The following is a 16,494-nucleotide window of genomic DNA, read 5'->3' on the forward strand; positions in this document are numbered from 1 at the left end:
ATTAGCGGATATCACGCTTTTCTTTGATTTTCTCATAAGCTGCCTGAATATCCTGAGCCCGATGCTGAGCGCGCTTCATAACTTCTTCAGGTAACCCCTTAGATGCCAACTTATCAGGATGATGCCTTGCCATCAGTTTACGGTACGCTTTTTTAATTTCTGCATTACTGTTTTGGGCAGTTACACCAAGCACTTCATACGCATTGTTAATTTCATCCTGACTGGTGGTTTTACGCTGTTGTTGATGTTGCTGCCGACTGTGCTGATGAAAACGAAAAGCCGCTTTCTCCATCATGAGCCACTGGTCCAACTGAAAGCGGGTAAAACCAAGAGACTTGGCAACATTTACCAGCACTTCATGTTCTGACTTTTCTAAAACTCCGTCGTTTAACGCCAGACCAATTAACTGCTCCATGAACAACTGCAATACATCGCGGTTACCGTAAAAGGACGCGCTAAAATCTTTCATGACTTGCTGCAAAGGGAATGTTGGCTCTTTACCCTCCCTGAAAGCTTCCTGCGCTTCGCGGGTTGCGTCTGAATTGAGGTTCAAACGGCGCATAAGTTCCTGCGCCTGTGCAATATCACTGTTTGTCACTTTTCCTTTTGCCTTGGCAACATGACCCATTACCGCAAACAAAGTGTAGATAAAGTTGGCATCTCCGGCGGCTTTTTCTACGCCGTATAAAAAGCGCCCCCACGCCCCTTTTTGAGAGAAGTCCTGAGCCATTCCCCGATCAAACCAATGACCAATCAAAACACCTAAAATAGCTCCCGGCCATTTCATAAATGCAAAACCTGCCAGCGCACCGACAACCTTTCCCCAAACCATTCTATTTCTCCAACTGCTGGTTAAGTTGATGTAAACGCTCCGGAGTGCCAACATCGGTCCAATGGCCACCCCAGCAGCTTGCTGTCAGTTGCTTTTGTTTTATTGCCCGATCAAAAAATCGTTTTAAAGCCTGTTTCCCTTCCGGGTAAGGCTGCAGCAACTCTTTTCTGTATAAGCCCATACCGGAGAACGTCTTGTTCTCTAAACCATTATGAATTAACAGGCCATTGTCCAGAGCAAAATCCCCCCGCGGATGATGAACCGGATTATCCACCATGATCAAATGCGCAAGTTGCTCATCCTCTAAATGAGTTGGTAAATCCCGGTAGTCCCAGTCGGTCCAGGTATCACCATTAATCACCCAAAACGGTTCGTCTCCTAATAACGGTAACGCTTTAATAATACCACCGGCAGTTTCAAGCCCACCTTCAGGTTCAACCGAGAAGGAAACCTGCAGCCCCCATTGACTGCCATCGCCAACAAAATTCTCAATTTGCTGACCATACCAGGCATGATTAATAATCACTTCATTAACTCCGGCTTGCGCGAGCTTATCCAGGTGATACGCCAACAGCGGTTTACCCGCAACCGGCAATAACGGTTTTGGCTGGTTATCTGTCAGCGGACGCATGCGACTGCCTCGCCCGGCGGCTAATATCATTGCTTTCATGATGTCTCCTTCCAGGCCGTAATGACACGCTTTTCTAACCATTGGTTATAGCCTGAAAGTTCCGGATAGTTAGCGCATACTCGCTGCAAATAACCTAAAGTTCTTGGAACATCCTGCAAATACCCCGGCTTATGGTCACGGTGTGCCAGCCGAGCAAAAATGCCAGCGGCTTTAGTATGTCGCTGCAACCCCATCCAATCAAACCATTGTTGCCACTGCTGCGGCTCAATGTGGGCGGCCAGCTGATCAGATTCTATTAATTGTTGTCTCAAGCCCTGACTCAATTCTTTCACCAAGTCATCAGGCCATTCAATGTAACAGTCACGCAATAACGACACCGCATCGTATGTCACCGGCCCTAAAACAGCATCCTGAAAATCGATAACACCAATGCGCCCATCATCCAGCAGCATTAAATTACGACAGTGAAAATCGCGGTGTACACCCACTTGTGGCTGTTCCAGCGCATTGTTTATCAGTTGCTGACTAAATTCCTGCCATATCTGTTCATCTTCACCGTTCCAGTCTAACGCCAAATGCGTTTGCAGCAGCCAATCTTTAAACAGCGACAACTCTCGCTGCAGCAGCTCGTTATCAAAAGTTGGAAGTTCTCCTGACTCAGTACGTCGCACCGACATAATATTCGGTAACGCGGTTAATGCCTGTTGGTAATACTGTCTGACGTTACGGGGATGGAGCTTGCTCAGCAGAAGAATTTGACCAAAATCCGATTGCAGCATAAAACCTTGCCCGGCATCAGCGGCAATAACGTCGGGAACCGTAACCCCTGCATTCGCATAGGCTTCCGCAACGGCTAAAAATGGCTTCATCGGTTCTTTTTCCGGCGGACAGTCAACCGCTATCAGGCTGTTCTTACCGTTTGTCGCCCGAAAATAACGACGGAAACTGGCATCACCGGAGACAACCTCTAAAGCTGGTTGAGAAACCCCGGTTTGGGCTTCACACCAAGCCTGCAGAGCCACTTCTCGTTTGTCTTCCAAAATACCCCCACCAAATTTTGTCGTAAAGCCTTAAAACTAGCAGTGTACCAAATAGCGAAACAAACAAAATTGCTTTATTATACCCACGCGCTGCAAAACCGAATAAATGCATTTATTAAAACCAACGGAAGATTCAATTGCTGCTAAGATTTATCACTCCGCTGATACTACTGACCTTTACCGGCAGTGCGTTAGCGGCTTTACAAAATCAAGAAGTGCCACAAAACATGACCTGCGCGGCTGTCCAGCCACAGGGCAATAAGATTGATTCGGTACAGCTACAGCAAACTGAAGCAGGAACCATTGGTGTTGAGTCACGCAAAGCCGAAATCTTTGCCAACGAAAAAGCCTACTTTACGGGTAACGTTATTATTCAGCGCAACGGACAATGGCTATCGACATCAAGAGCTACCATTGATCAACAAAAAGAGGAAATTTTCGCCTCAGAAGGCATTATTTTTAGTGATGGTTACCTCAATGTAACCGGCGACTCGTTATTTCTTGACCTTAATAAAGATAAAGCCGAACTTTACAACAGTGACTATCGCATTCGGGAGCATAACGCCCGTGGTCATGCAGAGCTACTGTCATTATCCCGACAAGCGGTCTTGTTGCAAGACTCAAGCTTTACCACTTGCCCCGCTAAGTCACCGGCCTGGCAACTGCGCGCCGATCGCATCGAAATAAACGAAACCAGTGATTTTGGTGAAGCCTGGCATGCCCGTTTTGAACTGTTCGATGTGCCGGTTCTTTACCTGCCTTACTTTAACTTTCCGTTAAGTGATGCGCGCAAAACCGGCTTGCTTTACCCAACGTTTGATTCTTCATCAAGCAGCGGCTTTGAAGTTGAAGTACCCTATTACCTTAATATTGCGCCCAATATGGACGCGACCATAGCTCCCGTTTATATGTCTGAACGCGGTACTATGTTAAAAACTGAGTACCGCTACTTGTTTGAGCAACACGCGGGTCAAGTCAACTTAGAATACCTGGGCAATGACGACACCCGAATTGCCAATAAAAAACGGTATCTTTGGCATATTCAACATTCTGCAAAGCTCAATCAAGACCTGAGCTTATATCTTGATGCTACCGAAATTAGTGATGACAACTATTTAAATGACTTTGACAGTGAGTTTGCCGGCCGCGCAGATACTCATTTATATCGTGTTGCCCAACTGGATTACGATAATGAGAACTGGACCGCACAGCTGCGGACTGAGGACTACGAGCTTATTGGTGATTTCCGAAGCTCTTATCGTACGCTTCCGCAATTGAGCGTTGAATATAATATAAACGGTTTGAAAGGCTTTAGTGCTGATTTTTATAGCGAACTCACCTACTTTCAAAATCAGGATCAATCTCGTGAGTATGCGACTCGTGCGCACATTGAGCCGAGCGTGAAATATCGTTACGAAAAGCCGGCATTTGATACGGAGGCAGAACTGTCTTACCTCTACACGCATTACCGGCAAGAAAGTCCTGACAATACTATCAGTGAAGAAGTCACCCGGACTTTGCCCCGCGCCAGAATCCGGGCGCGTATGCATCTGGAACGAGCCGTCAACATAGGTAATGATCAATACCGACAAACCTTGTCACCACAAATTCAATATCTGTATGTGCCTTATGAAAACCAGCAGAATATCGGTATTTACGATACCTCGCTGCTGCAGGATGATTATCACGGTCTGTTTCGCAGTCGTCGCTTCTCAGGACTGGACCGAATTGCGGAAGCGAATCAGGTAACTTACGGTGTCAGTAGCAGTTTACTGACGCAAAACGAACGTGAAATACTACGAGCAAGTATCGGTCAGATATACAACATTGATGATAGCCGCACTCAGTTGTTAGCTGCAAATGAAAAAACCACAACATCAAGTAATAGTGAATGGGTTGCCGACATCAATTGGGCCGTTGACGACAATTGGTCACTGCGCAGTTCGATTCAGTACGATACGGAACTTAACAGCACTCGCAAGAGTCAGACCGCAGTAGAGTTCCGCAGAGATGACTCAAACCTGGTGCAGGTGAGCCATCGAACAGCAACCAATATTTTAAATAACGACATTGAACAAGTTGGAACCCAGGCCGTTTGGTCGGCCACTTCTCGCTGGCAGGTGGCAGCAAATGTCTTTTACGATCTCACACATGACCGTCTAAATGATGCTATGGTGGGCGTTCAATACAGCAGTTGTTGCTGGGCCTTACGGGTCAGTGCTTACAGGCGTATAAACCGTGATCTTGAGCCTGCATTCAGCGCGACACAAATAAACAGTGATACGCAGTTTGACAACGGCATTAGTATACAATTTATTATCAGTGGGTTAGCTTCTGATAGCAGTGGTCTCATTAACATGCTTGAGAAAAGTACGTACGGCTACCGCCGTCCTTTTTATCTCAGTAAATAGTGGTAGGTATAATGAAAAAAATAGCAATGTTTTGTTCAGCAGCCGTGCTGATCGCATCATCCTTTTTGCTGAATAACACAGTTCAGGCTCAGCAGCTTTTGGATCGTGTTGTTGTCGTTGTCGACGACGGCGTAGTCTTACAAAGCCAAATTGACCATCTGGTTCAGCAGGTTAAAAGCGGTCAAAACTTCAATGCAAATAACGCGCCATCGGACGAAGTTTTGGAAACTCAGGCTATTGAACGTTTAATATTGCAAGAAATTCAGCTACAGATGGCCGATCGCATGGGTATTGAGATTGATGATAGCCAGTTGGAACAAGCCATTAATGAAATTGCGGGTAATCAAGATATGACCACCGCTCAGCTGCGCGAAGCAATGGTCAGTAACGGCATGAGCTGGGCAACCTATCGCGAAAACATTCGCAATGAACTGGTTATTCAACAAGTTCAGCGTGCAGCTGTACAACAAAGAGTGTCGATAACACCGCAAGAAATCAATAACCTGGTTAAACTGATTGATAATAACCAGGAGGTTCAAACCGAATATCGTTTGTCCCAAATTTTGATTGCCGCCGACTCAAATGCGTCACAAAGCGAACTGGAAAAAGCTAAAGAGCGTGCTGACACTGTTTTAAGCTTACTGGATAAAGGCAATGACTTTTCTGATTTAGCGATGCGCTCTTCCTCAGGCTCTGCCGCACTTGACGGCGGTGACATGGGGTGGATGACCGTTAACAGTATGCCAACGCTATTCGCCAAAGTTGTCGACGGTAAAGCAGTTGGCGACGTTGTTGGCCCTATCCGCAGCGGCATTGGCTTCCATATTCTGAAAGTACAGGACAAACGCGGGGAGCAAACCGTCGAAGTGCAGGAAGTTAAAGCCCGTCACATTTTAATTAAGCCTTCGGTTATTTTGTCGGATAACAAAGCTCAGGAAATGCTGATTCAATATCGCGAACAAATTGAAAGTGGTGAAAAGACCTTTGCTGAACTGGCCCGTGAACACTCGGCTGACCCCGGCTCTGCCTCGCGCGGTGGTGATTTAGGCTGGGCTCGCCCTGATAAGTATGCACCTAAATTTAAGCAAAAAGTTGAGTCCATCGGTGTTGAAACAATAAGCAAACCGTTCCGCACAGAATTTGGTTGGCATATTGTTGAAGTTACTGACCGAAGAACTCAGGATGCTACTGAAGAGAATAAACAAGAGCGTGCTTACCAAATGCTGTTCAGTCGTAAATTCCGCGAGGAGCTCGACAACTGGCAACAGGAAATGCGCGATCAGGCTTACATAAGAAGAGTCGCTGAGTGAGTATACCAACGCTTGTATTTACTGCCGGGGAACCGGCGGGTATTGGCCCTGACTTGATTATAAAAATCGCACAGCAGCCCTGGTCGGCTGCTGTGGTTGTCTGTGCTGACAAGAATTTATTGACACAAAGAGCGGAACAATTAAAGCTCCCTATTACGTTACACCGCTACCGAAAGGGCGAAACGCTGCCACAGCACCAACCCGGGCATTTATGGGTTGAGCATATCCCTGTTTGTGAGGAAGTAACGCCGGGTGAGCTATGCACCGCCAACGGCCACTATGTCGTCGATTGCTTGAAACGAGCCTCCGACGGCAACCTCTCAGGTGAGTTTGATGCCATTGTTACAGGCCCTGTGCATAAAGGTGTGATTAATCAGGCGGGTGTCGCTTTTTCCGGGCATACGGAATTTTTAGCGCACGAGGCTAACTGTAACGATGTGGTTATGATGCTAGCTACCGAAGGCTTGCGGGTAGCCTTGGTTACCACTCATATTCCGCTGGCTTACGTTGCAAAAGCCGTAACGAAAGAGCGCCTGACCAATATTTTAACCATCCTGCACAATGACCTGAGCAAAAAGTTTGGCGAAGTATCACCTAAAATTTTGGTTTGTGGGCTTAACCCTCATGCTGGTGAATCCGGTCATTTAGGACAAGAAGAAATAGAGACTATATCGCCTGTGCTTGAGCAACTTAAAGAACAAGGGATGAATCTCCATGGCCCTTACCCGGCAGATACTATTTTTCAGCCTAAGTATCTGGAAAACGCCAGTGCCGTAGTTGCTATGTATCATGACCAGGGGCTTCCGGTGCTAAAATATAAAGGCTTCGGACAAGCGGTAAACATTACGCTGGGGTTGCCTTATATCCGCACTTCTGTCGATCACGGCACAGCACTTGAGCTGGCAGGAACAGGCAACATTAATGACGGAAGTTGCCGACTGGCAATGCAAACCGCTATCGATATGGCAAGAGCAGCGCACTATGAGTAAAAACCAAGGTGTAAATAAACACCAAGGCGGAAGCAAAACCCATTTGGGCCACCGGGTACGTAAACGGTTCGGCCAAAACTTCCTCAATGACGATTATATTATTGAGCAGATTATCGACGCCATTAACCCTCAGCCGGGTGAGAATCTTATAGAGATTGGTCCGGGCTTAGCCGCTCTGACCGAGCCAGCAGTTGATCGCAGCGGCCATTTAAAAGTCATAGAAATTGATCGCGACTTGGTTGAACGACTTCAGCACCACCCATTTCTGAGCCCAAAGCTGGAAGTCATTCAGGCTGACGCATTGAGTATCGATTTTAGTCAGTTCGCAGAGGAAAGTCCGGCAAGAGTATTCGGTAACTTACCCTATAATATTTCTACGCCGTTAATTTTTCATCTGTTAAAATTTTCCGACCACGTACAAGACATGCACTTTATGCTGCAAAAAGAGGTCGTAGAGCGCTTAGCTGCAGAGCCCGGCTCAAAAAGCTATGGTCGAATCAGTATTGGGGTCCAGCAGGCCTGTAAAGTAACTCCTGTGGTTGCGGTGCCAGCTTCAGCTTTTACACCGCCGCCTAAGGTGGAGTCGTCCGTTGTTCGTTTAGAGCCGTATTCTGACAGCCCCCACCCGGTTAAAGATAAAGCGCAATTACATAGTTTATGTTTGACAGCGTTTAATCAACGCCGTAAAACGATAAGAAATAACCTGAAACAGCTGGTTCCTGCAGAGCAATTAGAAGCACTGGGTATTGACCCGGGCGCGAGACCGGAAACTCTATCGGTTGACGATTACTGCAGAATTTCCGACTGGCTTACTGAACAAGCGGACAAGAATGACAGTCAGTAATATTCAAATAGACGTTAAAACACAATATTTGGCTGCACAGTCAAACCCTGATGTCGGTCAATATGTATTTTCTTACACCATAACGATAACCAACCAATCCAGTCAGTTGGTGCAATTACAAGCTCGTGAATGGCGTATTACCGATGCCAACAATAAAATCACCCGTGTAGCTGGTGATGGTGTTGTCGGACAACAGCCTAAACTAAAAACAGGAGAGTCTTTCAGTTACACCAGCGGCACTGTTTTGGCTACGCCCATTGGCACCATGGAAGGTCATTACCTGATGATAGATGAACAAGGCTCGCCGTTTAAAACTCCGATCCCTTCGTTTCGTCTGGCTATTCCTAATATTATTCATTAATTATGAGTCATTATATTGTCGGTGATATTCAGGGCTGTTTTCGCGAGCTGGAGGCTCTGTTAACTCAGGTTGCATTTAACCCTGCCAGTGATTCTCTCTGGTGCGTCGGCGATATTGTTGCACGCGGCCCCGATTCCCGCGACGCTCTGCAGTTTTTTTATCAAAATAGCGACTCAGTACACACCGTATTAGGTAATCATGATATAAACCTAATGGCCGTGCTGCTGGGCTTTCGGAGACCTAACCCGAAAGATAAGCTCGATGAACTGCTGGCCGATGAACAACGTTTTGCCTGGCTTGACTGGCTGCGCCATCAACCGTTGCTGCAGCAACTAAAAAACTCAAATACAATAGTCACTCACGCCGGAATTTACCCTTGGTGGCAACTCGACGAAGCGACTCAATACGCTAATGACGTGAAAAAAGTACTTGCTGGCGGTCAGTTTCAGAGCTTTATGCAAGAATTATTTGGTAATTTTCCCAAAAAATGGGACTCAAGTCTGCAAGAATTCGACCGATATCGTTTTATAGTGAACGCATTTACCCGAATGCGTTACTGCAACCCGGATGGTGAACTTGAGTTTGCGCAAAAAGACAATCCGTATGACAGTTCATCGCAGGATTCATTTAAGCCATGGTTTAAGTTTTGGCCTGAATCTGATAATTGTTTAATATTCGGGCATTGGGCTGCGTTAATGGGTGAAACCCGACGTGAAGATGTAGTAGCGCTCGATACTGGCTGTGTCTGGGGCCAGCATATGACGTTATATAACGTTGAGAGTAAAAAATTCTTTTATCAACCGGCTTTTTCCGGGAAGTGAAAACAATCACGCAGTACTGAGGAAAGTTTCATGAAAATTACTGTTGCCATGCGAGTCATTGGTGGTTTTGCCATCATTACACTGCTGTTACTGATCATTAGCTTAAGCTCGTTGTTTAATATCAACAGCATTGGCTCATCGGTTGATAACCTAAACGATAAAGCTGTGCCTGCACTCAATGAAGTTGCCGCCGCCAAAGTTGATATCCTTGAACTGGGTAGCGTGCAATTAGAAACTTTCCACGATGAACAAGTCAGCCAGGTTGATGCTCACAAAAAAGAGTTTGAAGCATCCCGCAGCTCGCTTTTCTCCTCTCTTAAAGAGCTGAAAAGACTGATTCAGGGCACGGGTCAAAGTGACAAAATTAATGCTCTTGAAAAAGACTCTCAGCAGTATATCGATTTAATTGACCGCTTGTTTAATCAGCAGCGTAAGTACCTGGAGCTGCAAACGACCACAGCCTCTCAGTTAGACGAAATTGCATTCGATATTGATGACGCAGCTATTATGTTGTTAGACACCATGGATATGTCAGACAATGACGTCATTTCGCGAGAAGCGAATAATATAGAGTCGTCTTTATCAAGCCTTATTACGCTAATGTATGACTTAAACAAAGCGAACCAGCTGGATGGTGCCGAAGTTATACGCAGTGAAATCGATATCAACATTGACAGCATTCGTCCTCGTCTGGAGGTTTTAGACAGTGAACCAGCCGGTAGCGCCGGAACAATGGTTGATGATGCCATTACCACTGTTCGCAACGCTCTTGACAGCCTTCAGGGCAGAGGCTCTTACCCTGACAATGTCATTCGCCGTCAACAACTGCGCTTAGACGCTGAGGATTCTCTTAATAAGTCACAAACTCAGCTCAATAAGCTCATGACCGGATCAGACAACTTGCAGGCTGCAGTTCGGGGAATTGCTGAAGACACTCGCGTTTCGGTAACCGATGCCATTTCAACCAGTAGCTGGCTCAACGGTATTATTACGATTGTTTCTATTGCTCTGGCGGTTCTTATTTCCTGGTACACCGTTCGCAGTATCAGTCAACCATTATCCCGAGTTAATCACATGCTTAACATTATGGCTGATGGTAACTTGACCGAACGAGTTGATTATAATGCTCAGGACGAATTTGGTGAGTTGGCGTCAAACACCAATAAGCTGACAGGCAACTTGCGTAAATTAATCGAAGGTATTGCAAATCGCGCGACTCAGCTGGCAACAGCCGCTGAACAATCGTCCAATGTTTCTGACGAAACCACAAGTTCCATTGACGAGCAGCGTAATCAAATTGAGCAAGTAGCTACTGCCACTCAAGAGATGAACAGCACCGCCAGTGAAATGGTTGATGGCGCCGAGCAGGCATTGCGTGAAATTCAACATTCTGACGATGAAGCTAAGCGCGTTCGTGAAATCTCCGACAAAAACCGCTCGACTATCGAAGGTTTAGCCCGCGAAATTAAGAGTGCATCCGGGGTTATCGATCAGCTCTCCGAAAACAGTAAAAACATTGGCGGTATTCTGGATGTTATCCGTGGAATAGCGGATCAGACCAACTTACTGGCCCTGAACGCAGCTATTGAAGCCGCACGTGCCGGTGAACAAGGCCGAGGCTTCGCGGTTGTTGCTGATGAAGTCCGTACCCTGGCCAGCCGCACTCAGGAGTCGACGGAAGAAATTCAGGACATGATTGAAAGTCTGCAAAATGATTCTCAACGTGCGGTTACGGTAATGAACAACGGTCGCGAACAAGCCGAACTTAGTGTTCAGCAGTCAGATGAAGCGGCACAGGCACTGCAATCCATTACCGAATCTGTGCATCAGGCATCTGACAGCAGTAATCACATTGCTAACGCAGCGAAAGAGCAAAGCAGTACTGCAAATGATATTAGTGAACGCCTTGAATCTATCGTCTCAATTGCAGAACAAACCGCTTCTGGTTCGAAACAGACGGCTCAAGCATCTAACGAAGTGGCAAAACTGGCAGATGAACTGCAGGACTCAATTAAAAGCTTCAGAGTCTAAAGCAGCAAAAACAGAAAAGGCGCTGGTTAGCGCCTTTTCTGTTATCTAATTGGTCAGCCTGTTACGCGGTTAAGTTAATTTTAGCAAAACGACGTTTGCCCACCTGATAAACGCCCGAATCTTTTTCCGTACAGATGTAACCAGAGTCGCTGAACTTTTGACCATCTACTTTTACGGCACTTTGTTTTATCATCCGCAAAGCTTCTGATGTTGACTGCACTAAACCAACTTCTTTCAAAACATTGCCGATGGCCATTCCCTCTGCTCCAACATGTACCGTGTGTTCCGGGATATCATCCGGCAATGCATTTTTCTGAAAACGCTGGATAAAATCCTGCTCAGCCTTTTCAGCCTCTTCTTCTGAGTGAAAACGAGCGATAATTTCTTTCGCCAGCAGCACTTTTACATCACGCGGATTCTTTCCATCCGTTACTGCGGCGTTTAACTCATCAATTTCAGTAATGGAGCGGAAACTGAGCAGTTGGAAGTAACGCCACATCAGCTCATCAGATACCGACATGATCTTTCCAAACATGTCGTTTGCCGATTCAGTAATGCCAATATAATTATTTAGCGACTTTGACATTTTCTGGACACCGTCCAGACCCTCCAGTAACGGTGTCATAATAACGGTTTGTGGGCGCTGCCCTTCTTCTTTTTGCAGTTCACGACCCATTAACAGGTTGAATCGCTGATCGGTTCCACCAAGCTCAACATCCGCTTTTAACTCAACAGAGTCCCAACCTTGCACTAAAGGGTATAAAAACTCATGGATAGCAATAGACTGATTGCTCTGGTAGCGCTTTTTAAAGTCGTCGCGCTCTAGCATACGCGCAACCGTTTGACGGGCAGCCAGCTTGATCATGTCCGCGGCACCCATGTTCGACATCCACTCCGAGTTAAAACGAATTTCCGTTTTAGCAGGGTCGAGAATTTTGAATACCTGTTCTTTATAAGTTTCTGCGTTAGCAATAACCTGCTCTGTCGTCAGCGGCTTTCTGGTAGCGTTCTTTCCAGTGGGGTCGCCAATCATGCCGGTGAAGTCACCTATCAGAAAAACCACTTTGTGGCCGAAATCCTGAAACACTCTCAGCTTATTAATCAAAACCGTATGCCCTAAGTGTAAGTCAGGCGCAGTTGGGTCAAAGCCAGCTTTCACTATCAGAGGCTTACCACTCGCTAATTTCTCAGCCAATTCCTGCTCGAGCAAAACTTCTTCGGCACCGCGAGTAATCTCGGCAATAGCTTCCGCCACCTCAGTTTTCATTCTTTTCTCCAACTGTAAAAACTTATAAACAAGCTATTTTACGCCATTCTTGACACTGTTTTAAGCTCAATAAGCTGGTATTCTTCATTTTTTCGTATTATCCTCGAAGTTATAAGGTTATTCTGTGGTCGTAAACAGTCGCGGTAAACCGCGTGTTTACTGGATAATCACAATAAAGAAAGTGAAGTGCGCTAATATATGACATTAAAATTTGCCACCCAAATTCAGCGGATGTTCCTGCAACTTCCGCATTTTCACAAAATTCTGATCAGTGCGATCAGTGTTGCCCTGTTGTTATTGCTTATCATTCCATCTGAGCCTGCCACTGCGTCTAAAAACAGTACACCGGCAGAACAACTGATACCCGGCAAACGTTACCAATTAGAACTGGCTTTCGAGCAATCTAATTCTGGCGAAAGCTCTGAACAAGCAGAACTCAGCTGGCAAACCTATCAAGTCAAATCAGGCGATAGTTTAGCCAAAATATTTAGTAAAGTCGGTTTTAGTGCGCAACAGCTTTATCGCGTTACCGAGTCGGGAGACGAAGCTAAACTGCTGCGTAAGGTTCACCCTGGTGACTTGCTTCGCTTTGCAACCGACAACGAAGGCCAGCTTGTCCAGTTAGCTCATCAAATAAACGATACCGAAACGCTTATCATCACTCGCCAAAATGACAACTTTGTTGCTGAAGTAGAAACCAAAGAGGTTGAGGTTCGCACTGAGTTTACTCATGCGGTCATTGACTCCAGCTTCTGGAACGCGGGTATTGATTCGGGTCTTACCGACAACCAGATTATGCGTATTGCGGATATTTTTGGCTGGGACATCGACTTTGCCCTGGACTTGCGTAAAAACGACGAGTTTAGCGTGCTTTATGAGACCCATTATGTTGCTGGAGAGTTTGTCGGTTACGGAAAAATATTGGCTGCTGAGTTTGTTAACCGGGATGAAAATTTTCAAGCGATATTGCACGACAACGGTCAGTATTACACACCAAATGGTCGTGCTATGCGTAAAACCTTTCTGCGCTCGCCAGTTAACTTTACCTACATAAGCTCGAGTTTTAATCCCCGTCGTCTGCACCCCGTGACCGGTAGAGTACGCCCACATAATGGTATTGATTACGCGGCTTCTACCGGAACGCCAGTGATGTCATCAGGCGATGGTAAAGTCATTGCGGCCGGGTACACATCGTTGAACGGCAACTACATTTTTGTCCAACACGGTGAACGCTACGTGACCAAGTATTTACACCTGAGCCGCAAGCATGTGCGCACAGGCGATCGTGTTAAACAGGGTCAGGTCATTGGTCGTGTCGGTTCAACAGGCCGTGTCACCGGCGCTCATTTACATTATGAGTTCCTGGTCGATGGCGTACACCGCAACCCGCGTACCGTTGAGTTACCGAAAGCCAAGTCTCTGGCTGAATCGGAGCTTCCTTCTTTCCGTCAGCATGCTGATCAGGTCATGGCGATACTCAACGACAACAAGCGCGTTTATCTGGCGATGCGATAATGGTACAGCGCTTTATCGGGCTGATGTCAGGCACCAGTATGGATGCCGTTGACGCGGCATTAGTCCAGATAAATACGCAGGGCTCACTTAAACTGGAAGCCCGGTTCTCTTTATTAATTCCACCTGAACTTCGTCGCCGTTTACTCACTATTAGCCATACAAGTACCTGGTCGGCGGATGAACTGGGGAGTTTAGATAGTGCATTCTCGGAACACTGTGTTGAGGCAGTTCGAACTCTTCTTAAAAACGCCAAAGTCGGACCCGAAGAAGTTGTCGCAATTGCCAGTCATGGTCAAACCGTACGTCATCAACCTAATTTAATACCGCCCTACACGTTTCAAATTGGCGACCCCGCCCGCATGGCCATCAATACCGGTATTGATGTCATCTATGATTTTCGCCGCAAGGACATAGCAGCAGGTGGACAAGGTGCTCCTTTAGTTCCGGCCTTTCATCAGCAGCTATTTGCCCGTGAACAACAAAGTATCGCGGTCATCAATTTAGGCGGAATAGCCAATGTTACCTGGCTTGGGCCAGAAGGGCAGGTCTCTGGCTTTGATACGGGGCCGGCCAATACCTTGCTTGACCAGTGGATTCAGCATCATTATCCAAATAAAAGTTTCGACCAGGATGCACAGTTTGCCCGTTCAGGGCAGGTTCAGCCAGAGCTGCTAAAACAACTGCTAGGCCACCCTTTCTTTTCCAAAAAAGCCCCCAAAAGTACAGGCCGGGAAGAGTTCAACCTCGATTGGCTTAAACATCATTTATCAGAACGAAGTTTCTCTGCTGAAGATGTCCAGCGCACAGTAACAGAGCTGACCGCTATCAGCATTAGAGATGCACTGATAACACTACCACAACAACCAGAAGCGGTTTACTTTTGCGGTGGCGGCACAAAGAACCCGTTACTGATGGAACGCTTAGCTCAGCTCTTATCACCGGCTAAGTGCGATACGACAGAACGTTTAGGGGTTGACCCACAATGGGTTGAAGCTATGGCGTTTGCCTGGCTGGGATGGTGTTATGAACATAAAAAACCGGGCAACCAGCCTGCCGTGACAGGAGCCAGTCGCCCGGTCATATTAGGTGCTAAAGTCTTACATCAATAGACGCTTTACTCAGCACCAAGCTCTTTAAACGCATCGCGCGTAAGGTTTTCATTGCCATCGGCTCCGACCACAATGCTGTCCTCAATACGCACTCCGCCATACGGACGCAGTTCATCGACTTTATCCCAGTTGATATCAGCACTGTCTTTATGCGCTTCGAGCAACTGATCAACCACATACAGGCCTGGCTCAATAGTAAACACCTGACCCACTTCGATGTCCCGCAGCAGACGCAGGAATGGATGGCGTTCACTGCGCTCGTAGCTGTTACCCTTGTCGTCTTTCAGGAAACCGCCCACATCGTGTACCTGCAAGCCAATAAAGTGACCCAGCCCATGAGGCATAAAGGCACTGGTGTAACCTTTATCATAGATGTTCTGTGCGTCGCCTTTAATGAAGTCGAAGTCACTTAGAATTTGTGCCACTTTCAAATGCATCGATACATGTAAGTCGTAGTAGTTGGTACCCGGCTTAATTTCGCTTAATAACTCTTGCTGAGCTTTATCCATTGCCTCAACCAAGTCAGCGTAAAAACCTTCTTCATAAGCGTAAGAACGCGTTATATCAGAGCAGTAACCACGGTAGCGGGCACCCGCATCAATCAAGAACGAACGGATTTGCTTGGGCGGAACCGTATCGTAAACATCGTAGTGCAGAATAGCCGAGTGGCTGTTCAGTGCAACAATGCTGTTATAAGGCACCTGTGGCTCGCGAAAGTCGATAGCGCTCAGATAAGTGTGGTGGATTTCCAGTTCACTTTTACCCGCGTAAAAGGCTTCTTTTGCAGCAACATGCGCTTTCGCTGCCAATCGATTCGCTTCGCGCAGGTTATCGACTTCCCACTGGGTTTTCACTGAACGGTGAAAATGCAGATGATCAATGAGCGCTTGCGGGTTACGTGCTTTAACCTTCCAGTCACTCACCGGCTGTGCAAAGTCCTCACCAATAAAGGCCGACTGCTCTAGCTCGGCGCCTAAGTCTTCGGTCAACATGCTGAGATCATCAATAATTTTCAAATCTACGTGCTGCTGCCATTCTTCTTCAGGGACGCTGACTGCGGCATGCCAAAAATCACGAGCCTGAAACAGATAAACCGTAGGCCGTTGGCTGCCCTTACGATAAAAAACAGCACTTTTGGGGCTTTCGGTGACCGGCACCCAATACTTAAATAATGGGTTAACCCGGTAGGGTGGCGCGTTATCATCAAGAAAATCGACTCGTGGCTGACCCGAGTAAACCAGCACTGATTCAAACTGATTATCTTCTAACGCTTTATCAAAGCGGCTACAAACTGTCTTAATGTGTTCGGCATACGCGCTCATAAAAAAACCTC

The 16,494-nt window shown here is 46.7% G+C and carries 14 protein-coding genes; 9 read left to right on the forward strand and 5 right to left on the reverse strand.

Annotated elements, in window-relative coordinates:
* Position 1: 1 nt before the first annotated feature.
* From djlA to L8G48_RS08335, 3 genes are read right to left on the reverse strand one after another with little or no spacing between them, the layout of a single operon-like run.
* Positions 2-832 carry a co-chaperone DjlA gene (djlA, locus tag L8G48_RS08325; protein ID WP_248264139.1) on the reverse strand — a complete coding sequence of 277 codons (831 nt, stop codon included), beginning with the start codon at positions 830-832 and terminating at the stop codon, positions 2-4.
* Between the two features lies 1 nt (position 833).
* On the reverse strand, positions 834-1,502 hold the full coding sequence (murU, locus tag L8G48_RS08330; protein ID WP_248264140.1) for an N-acetylmuramate alpha-1-phosphate uridylyltransferase MurU: 669 nt from the start codon (positions 1,500-1,502) through the stop codon (positions 834-836).
* On the reverse strand, positions 1,499-2,503 hold the full coding sequence (locus tag L8G48_RS08335) for an aminoglycoside phosphotransferase family protein (RefSeq protein ID WP_248264141.1): 1,005 nt from the start codon (positions 2,501-2,503) through the stop codon (positions 1,499-1,501). The genes murU and L8G48_RS08335 overlap by 4 nt, the downstream gene beginning before the upstream one ends.
* 137 nt (positions 2,504-2,640) lie before the next feature.
* Between L8G48_RS08335 and lptD the strand changes: the two genes are divergently transcribed.
* From lptD to L8G48_RS08370, 7 genes are read left to right on the forward strand one after another with little or no spacing between them, the layout of a single operon-like run.
* Positions 2,641-4,914 (forward strand): LPS assembly protein LptD, encoded by a 2,274-nt coding sequence (gene lptD, locus L8G48_RS08340; RefSeq protein ID WP_248264142.1) that lies wholly within the window; start codon positions 2,641-2,643, stop codon positions 4,912-4,914.
* Between the two features lie 11 nt (positions 4,915-4,925).
* On the forward strand, positions 4,926-6,224 hold the full coding sequence (gene surA / locus L8G48_RS08345) for a peptidylprolyl isomerase SurA (protein WP_248264143.1): 1,299 nt from the start codon (positions 4,926-4,928) through the stop codon (positions 6,222-6,224).
* Positions 6,221-7,213, forward strand: a complete 993-nt coding sequence (gene pdxA / locus L8G48_RS08350; protein WP_248264144.1) for a 4-hydroxythreonine-4-phosphate dehydrogenase PdxA — start codon at positions 6,221-6,223, stop codon at positions 7,211-7,213. The genes surA and pdxA overlap by 4 nt, the downstream gene beginning before the upstream one ends.
* Positions 7,206-8,057: a 16S rRNA (adenine(1518)-N(6)/adenine(1519)-N(6))-dimethyltransferase RsmA gene (gene rsmA, locus L8G48_RS08355; RefSeq protein WP_248264145.1), complete on the forward strand. Its 852-nt coding sequence runs from the start codon at positions 7,206-7,208 to the stop codon at positions 8,055-8,057. The genes pdxA and rsmA overlap by 8 nt, the downstream gene beginning before the upstream one ends.
* The gene (gene apaG, locus L8G48_RS08360) at positions 8,044-8,418 is read left to right on the forward strand and encodes a Co2+/Mg2+ efflux facilitator ApaG/CorD (protein WP_248264146.1); all 375 of its coding nucleotides are present in this window, start codon (positions 8,044-8,046) and stop codon (positions 8,416-8,418) included. Before rsmA ends, apaG begins: the two co-directional genes overlap by 14 nt.
* Before the next feature lie 2 nt (positions 8,419-8,420).
* On the forward strand, positions 8,421-9,239 hold the full coding sequence (locus tag L8G48_RS08365; RefSeq protein ID WP_248264147.1) for a symmetrical bis(5'-nucleosyl)-tetraphosphatase: 819 nt from the start codon (positions 8,421-8,423) through the stop codon (positions 9,237-9,239).
* 30 nt (positions 9,240-9,269) lie between these two features.
* The gene (locus L8G48_RS08370) at positions 9,270-11,270 is read left to right on the forward strand and encodes a methyl-accepting chemotaxis protein (protein ID WP_248264148.1); all 2,001 of its coding nucleotides are present in this window, start codon (positions 9,270-9,272) and stop codon (positions 11,268-11,270) included.
* 61 nt (positions 11,271-11,331) lie between these two features.
* Here L8G48_RS08370 and tyrS read toward each other — a convergent pair whose 3' ends face one another.
* A complete protein-coding gene (tyrS, locus tag L8G48_RS08375; RefSeq protein WP_248264149.1) occupies positions 11,332-12,537 on the reverse strand; it encodes a tyrosine--tRNA ligase in 1,206 nt (401 codons plus the stop codon).
* Between the two features lie 198 nt (positions 12,538-12,735).
* On the opposite strand from tyrS, the gene L8G48_RS08380 reads away from it, so the two are divergent.
* Both L8G48_RS08380 and L8G48_RS08385 read left to right on the forward strand, forming a co-directional pair.
* Positions 12,736-14,052 (forward strand): OapA family protein, encoded by a 1,317-nt coding sequence (locus tag L8G48_RS08380; protein WP_248264150.1) that lies wholly within the window; start codon positions 12,736-12,738, stop codon positions 14,050-14,052.
* Positions 14,052-15,161, forward strand: coding sequence for an anhydro-N-acetylmuramic acid kinase (locus L8G48_RS08385; RefSeq protein WP_248264151.1), 1,110 nt, complete (start codon positions 14,052-14,054; stop codon positions 15,159-15,161). Before L8G48_RS08380 ends, L8G48_RS08385 begins: the two co-directional genes overlap by 1 nt.
* Positions 15,162-15,166: 5 nt before the next feature.
* Here L8G48_RS08385 and pepQ read toward each other — a convergent pair whose 3' ends face one another.
* Positions 15,167-16,483 carry a Xaa-Pro dipeptidase gene (gene pepQ / locus L8G48_RS08390; protein WP_248264152.1) on the reverse strand — a complete coding sequence of 439 codons (1,317 nt, stop codon included), beginning with the start codon at positions 16,481-16,483 and terminating at the stop codon, positions 15,167-15,169.
* Between the last annotated feature and the right edge of the window lie 11 nt (positions 16,484-16,494).

It is taken from the genome of Idiomarina aminovorans (genome assembly GCF_023155095.1).
In the GTDB taxonomy this organism is placed as follows: domain Bacteria; phylum Pseudomonadota; class Gammaproteobacteria; order Enterobacterales; family Alteromonadaceae; genus Idiomarina; species Idiomarina aminovorans.

What these genes read in the sequence shown, in the direction of transcription:
- djlA (WP_248264139.1), bottom strand. Translation starts at nt 832, where the DNA reads ATGGTTTGGGGAAAGGTTGTCGGTGCGCTGGCAGGTTTTGCATTTATG.
- murU (WP_248264140.1), bottom strand. Translation starts at nt 1,502, where the DNA reads ATGAAAGCAATGATATTAGCCGCCGGGCGAGGCAGTCGCATGCGTCCG.
- surA (WP_248264143.1), top strand. Translation starts at nt 4,926, where the DNA reads ATGAAAAAAATAGCAATGTTTTGTTCAGCAGCCGTGCTGATCGCATCA.
- rsmA (WP_248264145.1), top strand. Translation starts at nt 7,206, where the DNA reads ATGAGTAAAAACCAAGGTGTAAATAAACACCAAGGCGGAAGCAAAACC.
- apaG (WP_248264146.1), top strand. Translation starts at nt 8,044, where the DNA reads ATGACAGTCAGTAATATTCAAATAGACGTTAAAACACAATATTTGGCT.
- L8G48_RS08365 (WP_248264147.1), top strand. Translation starts at nt 8,421, where the DNA reads ATGAGTCATTATATTGTCGGTGATATTCAGGGCTGTTTTCGCGAGCTG.
- L8G48_RS08370 (WP_248264148.1), top strand. Translation starts at nt 9,270, where the DNA reads ATGAAAATTACTGTTGCCATGCGAGTCATTGGTGGTTTTGCCATCATT.
- tyrS (WP_248264149.1), bottom strand. Translation starts at nt 12,537, where the DNA reads ATGAAAACTGAGGTGGCGGAAGCTATTGCCGAGATTACTCGCGGTGCC.
- L8G48_RS08380 (WP_248264150.1), top strand. Translation starts at nt 12,736, where the DNA reads ATGACATTAAAATTTGCCACCCAAATTCAGCGGATGTTCCTGCAACTT.
- L8G48_RS08385 (WP_248264151.1), top strand. Translation starts at nt 14,052, where the DNA reads ATGGTACAGCGCTTTATCGGGCTGATGTCAGGCACCAGTATGGATGCC.
- pepQ (WP_248264152.1), bottom strand. Translation starts at nt 16,483, where the DNA reads ATGAGCGCGTATGCCGAACACATTAAGACAGTTTGTAGCCGCTTTGAT.